Here is a 15,829-nt window from a genome sequence, read left to right as displayed (position 1 = left end):
GGGGGCCGGGGGCGCGGCGTTACCCGTTCGCCGGGTAAGGGAACGGTAAAGCGCCCCCGCTCGTTCCCCCCACATGACAGCTATGACCCCCGGCTCGAACATCCCTCTCTCCACCGCCCGTGTGTCGGTGGACGTCGCCGCACCGGTGCGGCTCGACGTTTCGGGCCTGCTGCTCACCGCCGACGGCAAGGTGCGCTCCGACGACGACTTCATCTTCTACAACCAGCCCACCGGACCGGGCGTGACGTACCGCCCCGGCGGCGGCACCGCCCCCGACGCCATCACCGTCGACACCGCGGCCGTGCCGCCCGGTATCGAGAAGATCGTCGTGACGGCGAGCCCGGACGCCGCGGGCCAGACCTTCCAGGGCATCGAGCCGACGGCCACCCTCCGCGACGCGGACACCGGCTCCGTCCTCGCCACCTTCACGCCGCCCCGGCTCGGCACGGAGACGGCCCTGGTGGTCGTCGAGGTCTACCTGCGGGGCGGCGTGTGGAAGGCCCGCGCCGTCGGCCAGGGGTACTCCGACGGCCTGGCCGGTATCGCCACCGACTTCGGGGTCTCGGTCGAGGAGCCGGCACCCGCGCAGCCGGTCGCCCCGCCGCCGCCCGCCGTGCAGCCCGCGGCCGCCCCGCCCGCGCCGCCGGTGTCCGCGCCCGCCGCGCCTCCCGCTCCCCCGGCGCCTCCGGCTCCGCCCGCTCCGGGCGCCGGCAAGGTCAACCTCGACAAGGGGCGGGTGAGCCTGCGGAAGAACGAGACCGTCTCCCTGGTCAAGAGCGGCCGTCCGCTGCTCAGCCAGGTGCGGATGGGCCTCGGTTGGGAGCCGGCGTACCGCGGCAAGGACATCGACCTGGACGCCTCCGTGATCGCCTACGGCCCCCAGCGCAACCACGTCGACAGCTGCTACTTCGGCAAACTCTCCATCCTGAACGGAGCGGTCAAGCACTCCGGCGACAACCTCACCGGTGAGGGCGGCGGCGACGACGAGGTGATCACCGTCGATCTCGGGCGGCTGCCGCAGGAGGTCACCGGTCTCGTCTTCACCGTCAACTCCTTCTCCGGGCAGAAGTTCACCGAGGTCGCCAAGGCCTACTGCAGGCTGATCGACGCGGCGAGCGGCGAGGAACTGGTCCGCTTCGACCTGACCCACGCCGAGGCCCAGACCGGCGTGATGATGGCCAAGCTCATCCGCCAGTTCTCCGGCGAGTGGGACATGACCGCCATCGGCGACTTCGTCAAGGCGCGCACGGTCCGGAACATGGTCAAGCCGGCCGCCCAGGCGCTGTAGCCCGGCCCGCCCCCGGGCCGGCCCGGGGGCGGCCCGCACCCGCGGGCCCGGGAAGCGGGCCCCGCCGGGCCGGTTCACCCGGGCACCGCGGGCGGTACCGGCTACCGCTGCCGGCGGACGCGACCGGATAGCGGCCCCACCGGGGAGCGGCGACCAGCGAAAGCGGCGACCACCGGTACCGGCTCCCCCGCCGCGGCGGCGCCGGCGTCACGACGCCCGCCGGGCGGCGGCGGTGTCAGCCGCCCTGCTGGGAGCGGGCCTTGAAGGCCGCCTTCCGGGCTTCCTTGGCGACCTTCTTGTCCGGGTGCAGCCGGCCCATCGCCTCCAGCACGTCGGGGGTGGCGGGATGGTCGACGCGCCAGGCGGCGGCGAAGAAGCCGTCGTGCTGCGCGGCCAGCCCCTCCACCAGCGCCTGGAGTTCCTCGGAGTTCCCCTCGGCGGCCAGTTGGGCGGCCACGGTGTCGATGGTCAGCCAGAAGACCAGCGCCTGGGAGGGCGCGGGTACGTCCGGCGCGCCGTGCTCGCTGAGCCAGACGCGGGCCAGCCCGCCCAGCTCGGCGTCGTCGAGGACGTCCCGCAGCGCGGGCTCGGCGGCCGCACCGACCAGGGACAGCGCCTCCTGGCAGCGCAGCCGGCGCAGCGGGGCGCCCGGGTCGGCGCCCCGGGCGGCGGCCAGCAGTTCGCGGGCCGCGGCCAGGGGTTCCCGGTGTGCCAGCCACTGCTCGGTCTCGGCGCGGACCGCGCGGGGACCGTAGGCGGCGGTGCCGTCGAGCAGCGCGTCGGCGCCCTTGTCCGCCAGGTCGCCGACGGCCGGCGCGTCCAGTCCGGCCTCCAGCAGCCGGGTCCGCAGGCCGTACAGGCCGAGCGGGGTGAGCCCGACCATGCCGTAGCGGGACACGTCGGTGTCGTCCTCGACCGCGGCGGGTTCCTCGTCGGCGTCGGCCATGAGCGCCTCGTCGACCGGCCGGTAGGAGACCAGGCCCACCGGTTCGAGGAGGCGGAACTGGTCGTCCAGCCGCATCATCGCGTCGGAGACCTGCTCCAGCATGTCGTTGGTGGGTTCGCCGACGTCGTCGGGGAGGATCGTCGAGGCGGCCAGCGCGGGCAGCGGCACGGGTCCCTCGCCGGGGCCGTCCTCGCTGACGGTGAGCAGGTAGAGGTTGCCCAGGACGCCGTCGAGGAACTCGGCCTCCGCCTCCGGGTCCCAGTCCAGCTCGGCGAGGTCGATCTCGCCGCCCTCGCCGAGCGCGTCGACCAGGTCCTCGAGGTCGGGCACGCTCGCGTCGGCGAGCACGCTCTCCAGGGCGCTCAGCCAGACGGCGAGCACGTCGTGCGGGGAGCCCCGGGTGAGCAGCGCGAGCTCGCCGCCCTGGGCGACGGTGCCCGCCTCCTCGTCGGTGATCTCGATCAGGCCGGTGTCCACCGCGACCCGCCAGGCCTCGCTCGCCTCGGTCGCGGCGTCGGCTCCGGTCAGTGCGAGGACCTCGGCCGCAGCGGGCAACTGCTCGTCGACCAGGCTGCCTCCGGCGTCGACCCGGGTGTCGGGCCCGGCCCATCGGGCGAGCCGGGCGGCCCGGGAGAGCAGCGGCGTGGTCAGGGCGTGCCGCGCCAGCTCCGCTTCGTCGGTCAGCCGCACCGGCGGCAGGGGGGAGCTGTCTGGCATGGGCTGGCTTCTCCTCGAACGCGTCGTACCACTCAGCCGCTCAGCCTAGACGGATTTCCACCCATGCCGCCCGGTTCATCTCGTCGCCGCCTGCCGTACATGGCCGAAACCTTGACAACGCCCTTGCCCAGGCAGGAGATTGACGCGCGTAGAAACGGGGGGCACGCACCCATGGCCGCTACGCGCGTCACGCGCGGGACCGCGGGTGCGTGCACGTTTCCACCCTCGTCCCGGCGCTCCGTCACGTCCCCGGAGGGATCCCTTGCCGAGCAAGTCGTCTGCGCGTCTCGCCGCGCTCACCGTCGCCGCCGTGTGTTCCGCGGCTTCGACCCTCGTCCTCACCTCGCCCGCCCAGGCGGCGACCGTACGCATCCACGACATCCAGGGCACGACCCGGATATCCCCGTACGCCGGCCAGAAGGTCGCGGACGTGGCCGGAATCGTCATCGGCGTCCGCGCCTACGGCTCGTCCAGAGGTTTCTGGATGCAGGACCCGAACCCCGACGCCGACCCGGCCACCAGCGAAGGCGTCTTCGTCTACACCGGTTCCACTCCCAAGGTGGCCGTCGGCGACGCCGTCACGGTCGACGGCACCGTCTCGGAGTACGTCCCGGGCGGCACCTCGTCCGGCAACCAGTCGGTGACCGAGATCAGCCGGGCGACGACCACCGTCGTCTCCAGCGGCAACGCGGTCCCCGCCCCGGTGGTCGTCGACGCCGCGTCGGTCCCGGACGCCTACGCCCCGGCCGGCGACACCACCGCGAAGAACTCGATCAACGGGCTGCCGCTGCGGCCCTCCACGTACGCCCTGGACTACTACGAGTCCCTGGAGGGCATGAACGTCCGGGTCGCCGACACCCGGGTGGTCACCGCCAGCAACCGCTACCACGAGCTGTGGGTGACGGTGAAGCCGCACGAGCACGCCAACCGCCGCGGCGGCACCGTCTACGGCTCCTACACCTCGCAGAACACCGGCCGCCTGCAGATCCAGTCGCTCGGCCCGGCCGCCGACTTCCCGACCGTCGACGTCGGGGACACCCTCACCGGCGACACCACCGGCCCGCTGGACTACAACGCGTACGGCGGCTACACCCTCGTCGCCAACGAGATCGGCGCCGTGCGCAGCGGCGGCCTGGAGCGCGAGACGACCCGCCCGCAGCGGAGCCGCGAACTGGCGGTCGCGACGTACAACGTGGAGAACCTCGACCCGTCGGACGACACCTTCGCCGCGCACGCCGACGCCATCGTCCACAACCTGCAGTCGCCGGACATCGTGTCCCTGGAGGAGATCCAGGACAACGACGGCGCCACCGACGACGGCACCGTGGCCGCCGACGTGACGGTGAACAAGCTGATCGACGCGATCGTCGCGGCGGGCGGCCCCCACTACGACTGGCGCTCCATCGACCCGGCCAACGACCAGGACGGCGGCCAGCCCGGCGGCAACATCCGCAACGTGTTCCTCTTCAACCCGCAGCGGGTGTCCTTCACCGACCGGTCCGGCGGCGACGCCACGACCGCGGCCGGCGTCACCAGGGTGCACGGCAGGGCCGCCCTGACGGTGTCCCCGGGCCGCATCGACCCCCGGAACGTGGCCTGGCAGGACAGCCGCAAGCCGCTGGTCGGCGAGTTCGTCTTCCGTGGCCGCACGGTCTACGTGATCTCCACCCACCTCGCCTCGAAGGGCGGCGACCAGGCGCTGCACGCCCAGTACCAGCCGCCGGTCCGCAGCTCGGAGATCCAGCGCCACCTCCAGGCGACCGTGGTGAACGCCTTCGTCAACAAGATCCTCAAGGTGCAGCGCAACGCCGACGTGATCGCGCTCGGCGACATGAACGACTTCGAGTTCTCCGGCACCGCCAAGATCCTCGAAGGCCGCGGCGAGCTGTGGTCGGCGATCAAGACCCTGCCGCGGAGCGAGCGCTACACCTACGACTACCAGGGCAACGAGCAGGTCCTGGACCAGATCATGGTGAGCCCGCGGATCCGCCGGCACGGCCGTCTGAGCTACGACAGCGTGCACATCAACTCGGAGTTCCACGACCAGATCAGCGACCACGACCCGCAGGTGCTGCGGTTCCGGCCGTAACGCCGGTCTCCCGCCCGGGCGGGGCCGCTCCCCGGAGCCGCCCCGCCCGGCGCTCCGGAGCCGCCCCGCCTCGGTGAGCCCGGCGGAACCGCGCCCCGCAGGACCGATCCCGGTGGCGCTGCTCCGGCCCGTCCCGGAACCTTCGGGCAGCGCCCGTCAGCGCCCCCGGGCGGTGCCTCCGCCGGGCTCCCCCAGGCGGACCAACTGGGCCTGGAACCAGTCCAGCCTGGCCTGGAGCAGCGCCGCCTCGGCGACGAGTTCCGGCAGGCCGAGCGCCCCGGCCGGCACCGGCGCCTCCGGCGCGTTACCCCCGGCGGCGGTCACCCGCAGCCGGTCGCCGGCCAGCCGGGCGAACCCGGCGAGCGACAGGGAGGTACGGCCGCGCACGCAACCCGCGCAGGAGGGGGCGAGTGCCCGCCAGCCGGGTCTGCCCCACCCGGCGTCGGCCAGTGCGCCCGCGGTCGTCCCGCAGGCGCACGCCCCGACGGTCGCCGACCGCACCCGCTGGCGCGCACAGCGGAAACCCGCTTCGCACCGGATGTAGGCGCCCAGCACCGAGATCTCCAGCAGCACCGCCGCCCGGTGCTCGCGGGTGCACAGCAGCGCCTCGGCGGCGGCGCGGTCGTGCACGCAGTGGAAGCCGCAGTCGCACAGGCGGGCGGGCGGGCGGTGCCGCCGGCCGTACACGCAGTCCGCCTCGGCCACGACACCGTACGGCAGCGAACCGCCGAGCGACACACCGGTGAACCCGGCCCGGGTGCCGTCCCGGGACAGCACCGGATGAGCGATCTTGTAGCCGGTGGGCGGCTCCGCCGGGTGCTCCCGCGGCAGCCGCAGCCTCATCGGGCCGCCGGCACCTCGTCGGACGCGGGCGCGGGGGCCTGGGACACGGGGCCCTCGGAGCGCCGGCTCTCCTCGGGACGGCCGGGAGCGTCCGCCCGGTCCTCCTGCTCCTCCTGGACGAGCGGCCGCTCCTCCGCTACGCCGGTGGCGATTGCTTTGCCGAGCCTCATGACGCCTCCCGTACCGGGTGTGGTCCATGCCCCCTCACCGCCATGGTGACTCATGCGGGGCGTTTTGGACACAGGGCCCGTACGGAGACCGGGGCCGGGGGCCGTGACCGGGAGCCGGGGCCGGGAGGCGGGGCCGGGAGGCGGGGCCGGGAGGCGGGGCCGGGAGGCGGGACGGCCGTGGCGCAGCATCCCTTAGCGATACCCCGTAGCAGATTTGAGAGGGCGGTGCGTAACTTGATGTCCGTATTGCCTCGCCGCATGAGGTAGGCGGGTTGGTGAGGAGGGCTGCCGGGCGGCTACGGCCGCAGTTGGGTGAACAAACCCGGCTCGGTCTCGGCCAGGATTCCCCCTCGACGCTCGGAGACGTCGCGTTCATCTCCATGGCCCTCGCGATCGGCGTGGCCGTCAGTGTGGCTTGGGCCACAGCCTCAGCCGTGGCCGGCGTGTTCTCTCCCGCCACTTACCCACACCGTCGATCAGCGCATCGAGGTCAAAACGCAGGAAGGCCCCGGACGCCGGACCAGGTGAATCATCACCTGCCGGCTGACCCTCGCACCACCGGCGGTCGACACCGCGACTGGCACCGAACTGATGTCGGGTGGCTTGTACCGCAGGCCCAGCCCGGCCCCCAGGGTGTTGCCCCGCGAGCATGCCCAGGGCAAGTGCGCCTGCGGTGATCGCCTCCCTCGATCTGCCCGATCGCGGCCGGCAGCGTCTCGAATCAGCTCCCGGTCGCCTTGAACAGCTTGCCCGAGAGCGCTGTGCCCCAGATCTTGATGTCCTTGATGTGCTTCGGGTCGACGTCGAACGGGTCTTCCTCGAGGACCGTGAAGTCGGCGAACTTGCCCTGCTCCAGGCTGCCGACCTTGTCCTCGAGGCCGAGGATGTAGGCCGCGTCGACGGTGATCGCGCGCATCGCTCGTTCGACGCCGATCCGCTCGTCGGGGGCCACGACGGTCTCGTCGTCCTCGGCGAGCCGCGTGACCGCCGCCCACACCGCGGTGAGCGGGAGCAAGGGCACGGCCACCTGCGGGTAGTCCGAGTGCAGGGCGAAAGTCACCCCTTCACGCTCCAGGGTGCCCAGACGTGCGAAGGTGTCCGAACGGTCAGGTCCGTAGGCGTGACTCCGGTGGAGCAGCGCCCGGAAGTGCGCGAAGTAGTTGTTGACGCTGGCGATGCCACCGAGGGCCTTGAGCCGTCGCGCCTGCATCGGGTTACTGATCGAGTAGTGCTCGATGCTGAATCGGTGGTCGAACCGTGGCTGGAGGGCCTGCAACCCGGCCAGCGAGTCCAGGACTGCGTCTACGGACTCGTCGCCGTTCGCGTGGCAGTGGATCTGGATGCCGGCCTTCCAGTACTTCGTCATGCGGTCGACCATCTGATCCCACGGCGTGTCGTTCACGCTGCCGTTGCGGCCGTCGAGGTATCCGGGGAAGTTCACCAGCGACGACATCAGGGGCAGGGACCCGTCCGCGTTGAACTTCACACCCTGCACCATCATGCGGTCCGTGTTGCCCTCGGCCAACTTGCGGTGGGCGTCGATCACACCGTCGCCGTACGTGGACTCGAGCATGCTGGCCAGCGGCACGAGCCGCATCCGAACCGGGAAGTCCGGGTCGCTGGTGGCGGTCCGGGTGTCGGCCAGCTCGGCCTCCAGGTCGATCGCGCCGAGCATCATCTCGCACGTGGTCGTGATCCCGGCATCGCGCGCGATCCCGGCCATGAAGTGCAGACCCTGCAGCCCACCCCGCCGCTGGATCTCCCCGAACACCGGGGCCAGCCCGGCCTGCACGGCCAGCGTCTCGTTGAAGATGCCGTTCAGGCTGCCGTCCGGGTAGCGCTCGACCCCGTGGACGTCGGTATCAGCCGTGACCCCGGTCTTCTCGATGGCGGGCGAGTTGAGGAAGACGAAGTGCGGCGCGACGGCAATCACCCAGATCGGCCGCTGGTCGCTGATCGCGTCCAGGGTCTTGCGATCCAGCGACCCGCCCTGGATCGCCGGGTCGAACCCCCAGGCGATGATCGGCTTGGTCGGGTCCGTCTCCTGCTCGTGCACCTCGCGCAGTCGCACGATCACGTCGGCGGCGGTCGGCACAGCCGCATTCATCCCCTCCGGCCCCGGCATCGGGATCGGACCGATGAACGACATCGCCATGAAACCAGCCGACATCCAGAAGTGGGTGTGCGGCTCGACGAACCCCGGCAGGATCACCTTGTCGGCCAGGCTCTCGTCCACGGTGACGTCGCGCCCCGCCAGCCACGGCTGCATCGACTCCAGGCTGCCCGTGGATAGCACCTTCCCATCCAGGACCGCCACGGCCTGCGCCATCGGCCGGCCCTGATCCATCGTCCGGACCCGTCGGGCCGTGTAGACAGTGACCTTGCCGGTCGCCGTTGAGGTATCACTCATCGTAACCTCCCCAGTCTTGTCGCGGGGCGGCAGGAGCGCCAGCGCGAACACCAGCCCACTGCGGGCGCCGACGCTCAGCCGGCACAGCCCGGTCAAATCATTATGGCGCCGTGGCGCCGTCCTCGCGCGGTCCACGACCCGGGGAAGATGCTGTGTGACCTGGCGGTGTCGGTCGCGCTCGGCGGGGACTGCCTGGCCGACGTCGGTGTGCTGCGGGCCGAGCCGGCCGTGTTCGGGCAGGTGGCCTCCGACCCGACCGTCTCCCGCCTGATCGACACCCTCGCCACTGCCGGGCCGAGAGCCCTGACGGCGATACGCACGGCCCGCGCCGAAGTACGCGACCGAGTGTGGCGGTTGGCCGGCCAGGCCGCGCCGGACGCGGGCGGTCAGGTGATCGTCGACATCGACGGTGTCCTGGCGCTGGCTCACTCGGAGAAGGAGGACGCGACCGCACGTGGAAGCGCCCCTTCGGGCACCACCCTCTGCTGGCCTTCGTCGACCACGGCCCGGAAGGAAGCGGTGAGCCGGTGGCGGGCCTGCTGCGGCCGGGCAACGCCGGGTCCAACACCGCAAGCGACCACATCGAGATCGCCAGACTCGCCCTGGCCCATCTGCCGGTGAAGTACCGGCGCGGAGCCGGACGTTTATCCGCACCGACTCCGGCGGCGGTACCCACGCCTTCGTCGCCTGGCTGGCCCAGCGCGGCCGCTGGCTGTCCTAAGCCTACCTACCCGATGCCGTCAGTTTGAGTGGTGGTGACGGTTCACGATTCGGCAGGCGATCGTGGCGGTGTTACGACCCAGGGCTAGTCCGATCGCCAGCCCGATGGCGATGGCCAACGCGGTGACAGCGGTGTCCGACAACGCGGACGCCGCGGCACCTCGGTCGCTCTGGGCAAGCGCCAGCATCCCCGAGTACAGCGGGAATCCCGGTACAAGAGGCAGGATGGCGACGCCGGTGTAGATGCTGGCCGAGGAACGCTGCCATGCAGACGCCAGCGCACCGGCGCACCCGACGAGACCTGCGGCGACCAGGTACGGCGGCCAATCGTTCCGACCGACCGGCGGATCGGTGGACCCGGCTACGACTGCCCAACCCGCGGCGCTGATCGCGACTGTCGGAAGCAACTGCCGTCGTGGCATGGCCCACGCGACGGCAAGTCCGAACACGCCGACCGAGGCACCGACCAGGGCCTGTGCGATCGGTGTCGAGGTGCTGTCGGGTGTGTAGTCGAGACCGAGTCCGGCGCCGATGCTGTTCCCGAGTAGCATGCCGAGTGCCAGGAATCCGGCGGTCGCCACCGCCCGAATGCCTCGCGAGATCGACGACAGGGGCGCATTGGCGAGTCCGTCGATGACGGACGACACCAGCGCACGCCCGGGCAGATGAGGGAACAGCGCACCGACGATCGCGGGGCCGAGCAGCAGTGACACACCGACTGCGGCAAGCAGGTTGGGAATCGCAGCCAGCAGGGTCGCCACCAGGAACGTCGCCGCCAGCCTCGGCAGTCCCAGACGTCGGACCAGTCGGTCGGCCGGCAGCGCACACGCCGTAGCGGCGAGCGCAACCACGAGCGTGAGCGGATCGAGCCCGTCCAGGAATACCACCCACCCCAGCACCGACAACGGCACCGCCAACCTGGCATCGAACAGTCCCGCCGAGGGGGCGTGCTCGAGCGCGCCAAGCCGCCGGACAGCCTCGGCCAGTTCCAGGGAGCCGTCTTCGACCTGGTCGAGCAGCGCGTCGGCACCTGCCAGGCGCTCCAGACGCGGCGATGTCACGCTCACCTCGCGCATCATGGTGATCGGCACCGCCTGGCCCGGCCGCCAGTGGCTGATGATCAGCGAACTCATCGTGGCGTCGAGGGCGCTGCTCCCGAGCCCGACCGCGGAGAGGAAGCGCCGCAGACGGTCCAGGGTCTCGCTGACTGAGGTGCTGGATTCGAGCATCTGCTTGCCGGCGTCGGCCGCGAAGGCAAGCAGGACCGCGATGTCGGCCCGTGGGGCGGGGGGATCGACGCCTGAGGAGTCGTCTGGTGCTTCACCCATGGCGACATCTCCTGGCGTCGTCGTGAACCCTCACCTGCCCGGACCGGACGCCGGACACCGACCCGGGAGCCGCAGTGGTGCCGGAGCCTATGGCTCGGATGCCGCGCGCTGGTGGTGTCCTCCCCCGTGCTCCGCCCATCGCGGACGCGACGGTAGGGTCAACCCGCAAACGGACTCAGGCCAAGAATGTGAACGGCTCCCGCGGCCGGAACTCGGCAGAGACCTCTCCGGCCAGCCCGTCCCGGGATACGTCGACCGCCATCGCCTGGGCTCCGGAAGCCAGATCCACCTCGTCCAGGTCCACCCACATCACCGACGGCTTGACCGTCGACTCGAAGTAGTACCGCCTGGCGTCGTGATCGGCGATCGCGCGCCACAACGTGGAGACGTTGGGCGGGTGGTCGGGATCCTCCATGCCCAACGGCATGCCGATCGCCCGCATCTGGGAGAACACCGACGCCACCGCCATCGTCCGGTCCTCGTATTCGGGGGAGCTCTTGAGGTTGTAGCTCAAGCGGACGAACCGGTCCGCGGCGCTGAGCGTTCCCGGCAGCATCTTGTGCCCGCCGATCAGATCCCAGTACGCGTTCAAGGCGAGTTGCTGGTCGTACACCGGTGAGTTCGTCATCACGCGGTACTCCGGACCATGGTGGATGACCGGGTGACCATCGAGGTACTCGATTACCGCGCAGTCACCCGAGGAGTCCGACAGCGACAGGTGCACCAAGGCCACCCGGCCATTCGGAAGCACCGGACCGACGATGCTGAACGGATCATCGCGCGTCGCCTGCACGGCCTCCGCGACCGTCGCGAAATTGTCCAGGTAGTACTGCGCCCACGCCCCGACCGAGATCGTCTCCCTGCCCCCGGCGCTCGGTTCCCCGTACTCGGACTCCGCCAGATACAGGATGTTGGCTACCAGCCCCGCAGTGTTCATCCCGTCGGACGACGCGGATCCGTAGAACGACGCCACCACAGACCCGAATCTCGACGTCCAGCCGACCGGGCTGCTCCCGACACCGCCGTCGCGTTGCATCCCGGCCGGGAACACCCACAGCTCCGTGTTGGCCGCCAGATCGTTCCAGTCCATTCCGCGACCCGTGATGAACGTGCCGGTGCCCGTGCGGTAGGTGATTTTGGAGCACATGCCGTCCTCCGGTCTCCCGTCTCAAAGGTCCCGTCACCAGCCACGAATAGACGCATCGGCCGCGGCACAACCCATGGGCCGTCTTGCGGCGGGCGGCAGACTCGCGTGCCTCGGATTTCACGCTACGCCGCGGCAAGGAATCTGCAATTCCGCAAGCCCGACGGCCGACATCCACCACAACGACACGGCGGCGGCAGCCCTCCTGCAGCAGCGGGCCGTACCGCTGATCGCGGCGATGACGGCCTCCGGCCTGCCGGGCACGGTCACCGCCAAGGCCCTGCTCGACGCCCTCGGGCTGCCCGCGGGCGGGGTCCGCCCGCCCCTGCGCCCGGCGGACCCCGCAACCGTCACGGCCCTGCTCGCCGCCCACCGGGAACTGACCGCCGCCTGACCGCCTCCCCCGACCGCCTTCCCCGGCGGGGGATCCGCGGCCCGAGTTCCGGGACCCGGAGCGGGAGCGGCTGGTCGATCCCACCCGCCTCCGGTACGGGACGCGGGCGGGCACCCGCCGCAGAGCCCCGGCGCGCTACTGCTCAGGTCGTTCCCGGCGCGTCGGCCTCCCGGTGCATCCCCGTGCACAGAGCCCACACGACGAAGAGGTTGACGGCGACCAGAGTCAGGGCCCACAGCGGGTAGTACGGCACCCAGAGGAAGTTGGCCAGCGCGCCGAGCCCGGCCACGACCACCCCGAAGAACCGTGCCCACAGGGCCCCGGTGAGCACGGCGCCGCCGGCGACCACGGTGACGATCCCGACGATGAGGTGCACCCATCCCCAACCGGTGAGGCTGAACTCGAACACGTAGTGGCGCGTGACGACGAACAGGGAGTCCTCGGCGATGGCGGCGATCCCCTCGAAGATCGCCATCGCGCCGGCGAGGATCATCAGCGCCGCCGCCAGCACCGTGATGCCCGAGGTGGGCGCGTGCCACGGGTGCGGGCCGGCGTCGGGTGCCCCGGAGCGGTAGGCGTCACTGGCCATGTCGGACTCCTTGTACGTCAGATCGGCCGGTCCGCTGAGCGATCACAGCGCCGTGATAGGTCTCAGCGTGGCACGGCGGCACCCCGTCGGCATGCCGAGCTGCGGCACGCCCCGCCGGGCGCTGCCGCACCGCAGGTCCGTACCGTCCTCGCGCCGTTCCCGCGCCTCTCCCTCCCCGTGCCCGCCGCCCGGGCGGTCTCCGGGGGCATCCCGCGAGGTGCGCAGGCGTGGGGTGCGCAGGCGTCGGGTGCGCAGGCTTCGGGTCGCGTACGTCAGTTCGAGTGAGCGGAGGACAAGCACGCGGCCGGCCGTCCTCCGGCCGGGGTGTCGACGGCCCGCCGGAAGTCCGACGCGATGTCGCTCGGGGGCTCCCGGGTGAAGCCGTGCGGTGCCCGCTGGTCGTCGCACGGCACGTGTCCGTCGCACCGGGGTGCGGGGTCCCGGAAGACGGCCTCGCCGTCCGGCGCAGTCGCGCCGCGGGCGAGCCAGGGCACCCCCGTGACCCTGGCGTCCCCCTCTACCCGGCCTGTCGAGCGGCCGGGGTCAATGATGTTCACGGAGCCCGGCGGTTGTCATTCGCACGGCGTCCACATCGATGTGCGTACCGTCCACGGCTGCGGGACCCGGCGCCTGACTCCGCAATTCGCGGGGGGTGATGCCGTACGCGGCGCGGAACGCCCGGGTGAAGTCGCCGGGTCGGAGGTAACCCCACCGGGCGGCCACGGCGTTGACGGGGAGCGTGCGGAGCGCCGGGTCGGTCAGGTCCCGGCGGGCGTTGGCCAGCCGCTGTCCGCGGATGTACGCGGCCACGGTCAGCCCCTCTTCCCGGAAGAGGCGGTAGAGGTAGCTGCGTGAGATGTGGTGGGCTGCGGCGATCTGGGCGGGGGTCAGGTCCGGATCGCCCAGATTCCGCCGGACGAACGACTTGATGCGCAGGAGCAGGGTGCGGACGCGCGTCTCGGGCTGCAGGTGCGGCTCCGCTTCCAGGGCGTGGGCGAAGACCGCGGTGACGAGATCGGTGACCACCCTGCCCAGCCGCTCGGCATCGGCCGGCCGGTACGAGGAGGTGTCCGAGGAGAGTTGGACGAGGAGCCCCGCGAGCAGCGCGCCCATTCCCTCGCGACCGGATATCCGCCGGCCGACCACCCCGTACGTCCGGCCGGCCGGGAAGTCCACCGCAGCCCGCGGGATCTCCACCCCGACGATGGAGACCGGGTCCTGCCCGGTGGATATGTCGTAGGACCGGGACGAGCAGTTCACGTGGAAGTCGTCGACCCGGTACCCCACCTGCCGTCCGCCCCAGCTCGCCACGCCGTCGCCGCGCCGCAGCAGGGACAGGTGGAACACCTCGGGGTCGGACTGGCGGATGAGCTTCGGCGTCCGACGGAAGACCAGGCTGTCGAAGGACGCGGGCCACACCGTCACCTCGCCCAGCCCGATGACCCGCTGGTGCCCCCGGAAGTCGGCGGCGCGCTCGCTGCTCAGGTGCATCGGCGCGTGTGTGCGGCCCAACTGCTCCGTCCACGCCTCGAAACGGTCGTTCGCCGGCAACTCCTTCGTGGTGAAGACGGTTTCAGGTAGCACGGCGACAGTGAACCACAGCGGAGTCCGCCCCAAGCACCGGCACGTGCGCTCTCGGCCCGGCACGCGGACCCCGGTCGGCCCGCGGGACCGCGACCGAGTCCCGTACGGCGCCGTTCACCCTGCCGACCCGCCCGGGCGGACGGCGCCCGCCCGGGTCAGGCCAGTCCGAACTTCTCGGCGTGCACCTGCCGCGCGGGGACGCGCAGGTCCCGCAGGCCGGCGAGCACGGCGCCGGTCATGGCGGGCGGGCCGCAGACGTAGACGTCGCGTCCGGTGATGTCGGGAACCAGCCGCTGCAGGTTGTCCGGGGCGAACGGCGGGGTGCCGCTCTCCGCGGTCCGGCCGGTGAGCAGGTGCAGCCGTCCGCCCCGCAGCGCGACCAGTCGGCGCACCTCGTCCAGCAGCACGGCGTCGGCCTCGCCGCGCACCCGGTACAGCACGACGACGTCACCGGTCGTCTGCTCCTCCAGCATGGCCCGTACGGGCGTGATCCCCACTCCGCCGGCGATCAGCAGGGTGCCGGGCCGGGTCCGGTGCAGCGAGGTGAACGCCCCGTACGGTCCCTCGACGAAAGCCCGGCTGCCGACCGGGAGGTTCCGCAGGCCGGCACTGGTGCTGCCGGCCGCCTTCGCGGTGAGGCGCAGCCCTTGTCCGTTCGGCGCCGCGGACAGGGAGAAGGGGTTGGCCAGCCACCAGTGGTTGTGCCCGGGGAACCGCCAGATGCAGAACTGGCCCGCCCTGGCCGGGAGTCTGTCCAGGTGCCGGCCGGTGACATGGACGGAGACCACGTCGTCCGACTCCGGTACCACGGCCGCGACGCGGAACCGGTGGTAGGCGTTGCGCCACAGCGGCACGGCGACCCGCCCGAACAGCAGGGCACCGAAGGCGAACAGCCACAGGATCCACCAGTAGGCCGTGGCGAACGCGGAGGACGCGAAGGTGGTGGTCTCCTGCAACTCGTGGACGAACGACAGGCCGAGGGCCACGTAGAGCAGCAGGTGCAGGCCGTGCCAGACCTCGTACGGCAGTCGCCGCCGCAGCGGCCGGACGGAGACCGCGGCGACCACGACGACGATGCCCGCGGCGAGCATGCCCAGCAGGGAGGCCGGCACCCCGCTCAGCGCGGTGAACGTCCTCGCCATGGACGTACCGTCGAGCGCCGCGAAACCGGCCACCACCAGCGTGGCATGGGTGAGGACCGTCCACAGCAGCAGGAAGCCGACCCAGCGGTGCCACACCGTGAGCCGGTCCATCCCGATGCGGCGGTCCAGCCAGGGCAGCCGGGCCACCAGCAGCAGTTGGAACAGCATCAGCAGGGCCGCGTGCACCCCGAAGAACCTGGCGGTCGTGAGCACCCCGTTCTTGTCCGAACCGGCGCTGAGGAACAGCGCCTCCACGATCACCGCGTTGCCGATGACGAACATCCACATCGCCCGGCGCGCCGCATCCACCGGAAGCACCGCCGCTCTGCGCACGGTGCCGCTTGACATCGCCATGTTTCCTCACATCCCCCGTGGCCGCTGCGCAGCGGCCCTCGTGCACGAACCCCGTGAAGATCGGGTGACCCGTCCGGTCGCACACCCCGATCGCATACCCATACGCGGCGC

11 protein-coding genes and 2 pseudogenes are annotated in these 15,829 nt (G+C 71.7%); 4 read left to right on the top strand and 9 right to left on the bottom strand.

All coding sequences use genetic code 11. From position 1 onward, the window contains the following. Window positions 1-82: 82 nt before the first annotated feature. Entirely contained in the window at window positions 83-1,288 is a 1,206-nt protein-coding gene (locus tag ACL02U_RS22080) for a TerD family protein (protein WP_412792631.1), read from the top strand. Window positions 1,289-1,523: 235 nt separating this feature from the next. On the opposite strand, the gene ACL02U_RS22075 is transcribed toward ACL02U_RS22080, so the two are convergent. Next, window positions 1,524-2,951 carry a hypothetical protein gene (locus ACL02U_RS22075; protein ID WP_412792611.1) on the bottom strand — a complete coding sequence of 476 codons (1,428 nt, stop codon included), beginning with the start codon at window positions 2,949-2,951 and terminating at the stop codon, window positions 1,524-1,526. Between the two features lie 262 nt (window positions 2,952-3,213). Here ACL02U_RS22075 and ACL02U_RS22070 point away from each other — a divergent pair, with 262 nt between their 5' ends. Then, entirely contained in the window at window positions 3,214-5,040 is a 1,827-nt protein-coding gene (locus ACL02U_RS22070; RefSeq protein WP_412792610.1) for an endonuclease/exonuclease/phosphatase family protein, read from the top strand. 156 nt (window positions 5,041-5,196) lie between these two features. On the opposite strand, the gene ACL02U_RS22065 is transcribed toward ACL02U_RS22070, so the two are convergent. The 3 genes from ACL02U_RS22065 to ACL02U_RS22055 all read right to left on the bottom strand — a co-directional run bounded on the left by ACL02U_RS22065 (window position 5,197) and on the right by ACL02U_RS22055 (window position 8,322). After that, window positions 5,197-5,883: a hypothetical protein gene (locus ACL02U_RS22065; RefSeq protein WP_412792609.1), complete on the bottom strand. Its 687-nt coding sequence runs from the start codon at window positions 5,881-5,883 to the stop codon at window positions 5,197-5,199. Further along, window positions 5,880-6,053, bottom strand: coding sequence for a hypothetical protein (locus ACL02U_RS22060; protein ID WP_412792608.1), 174 nt, complete (start codon window positions 6,051-6,053; stop codon window positions 5,880-5,882). Before ACL02U_RS22060 ends, ACL02U_RS22065 begins: the two co-directional genes overlap by 4 nt. Window positions 6,054-6,774: 721 nt before the next feature. Next, window positions 6,775-8,322 (bottom strand): amidohydrolase, encoded by a 1,548-nt coding sequence (locus tag ACL02U_RS22055; RefSeq protein WP_412792630.1) that lies wholly within the window; start codon window positions 8,320-8,322, stop codon window positions 6,775-6,777. A 243-nt stretch (window positions 8,323-8,565) separates the two neighbouring features. On the opposite strand from ACL02U_RS22055, the pseudogene ACL02U_RS22050 reads away from it, so the two are divergent. Beyond that, window positions 8,566-9,166 (top strand): annotated as a pseudogene (locus ACL02U_RS22050) (transposase); the annotation flags it as partial. Between the two features lie 37 nt (window positions 9,167-9,203). On the opposite strand, the gene ACL02U_RS22045 reads toward ACL02U_RS22050, so the two are convergent. After that, complete coding sequence (locus tag ACL02U_RS22045) at window positions 9,204-10,511, bottom strand: threonine/serine ThrE exporter family protein (RefSeq protein ID WP_412792607.1); 1,308 nt, start codon at window positions 10,509-10,511, stop codon at window positions 9,204-9,206. A 175-nt stretch (window positions 10,512-10,686) separates the two neighbouring features. Beyond that, window positions 10,687-11,658: a linear amide C-N hydrolase gene (locus ACL02U_RS22040; protein ID WP_412792606.1), complete on the bottom strand. Its 972-nt coding sequence runs from the start codon at window positions 11,656-11,658 to the stop codon at window positions 10,687-10,689. 181 nt (window positions 11,659-11,839) lie between these two features. Between ACL02U_RS22040 and ACL02U_RS22035 the strand changes: the two are divergent. Further along, window positions 11,840-12,049 (top strand): annotated as a pseudogene (locus ACL02U_RS22035) (4-hydroxy-tetrahydrodipicolinate synthase); the annotation flags it as partial. Window positions 12,050-12,191: 142 nt separating this feature from the next. On the opposite strand, the gene ACL02U_RS22030 reads toward ACL02U_RS22035, so the two are convergent. The 3 genes from ACL02U_RS22030 to ACL02U_RS22020 form a co-directional block, all read right to left on the bottom strand. Next, on the bottom strand, window positions 12,192-12,638 hold the full coding sequence (locus ACL02U_RS22030) for a hypothetical protein (RefSeq protein WP_412792605.1): 447 nt from the start codon (window positions 12,636-12,638) through the stop codon (window positions 12,192-12,194). A 543-nt stretch (window positions 12,639-13,181) separates the two neighbouring features. Continuing rightward, window positions 13,182-14,222, bottom strand: a complete 1,041-nt coding sequence (locus ACL02U_RS22025; protein ID WP_412792604.1) for a helix-turn-helix domain-containing protein — start codon at window positions 14,220-14,222, stop codon at window positions 13,182-13,184. A gap of 155 nt (window positions 14,223-14,377) precedes the next feature. Then, a complete protein-coding gene (locus tag ACL02U_RS22020) occupies window positions 14,378-15,712 on the bottom strand; it encodes a ferric reductase-like transmembrane domain-containing protein (RefSeq protein WP_412792629.1) in 1,335 nt (444 codons plus the stop codon). Window positions 15,713-15,829 lie beyond the last annotated feature (117 nt).

Origin of the sequence: Streptomyces sp. MS06, assembly GCF_047200655.1 — a bacterium.
In the GTDB taxonomy this organism is placed as follows: domain Bacteria; phylum Actinomycetota; class Actinomycetes; order Streptomycetales; family Streptomycetaceae; genus Streptomyces.
The sequence above is the reverse complement of the archived record's forward strand: the minus strand, read 5'-3'. Positions and strand labels throughout refer to the sequence as shown.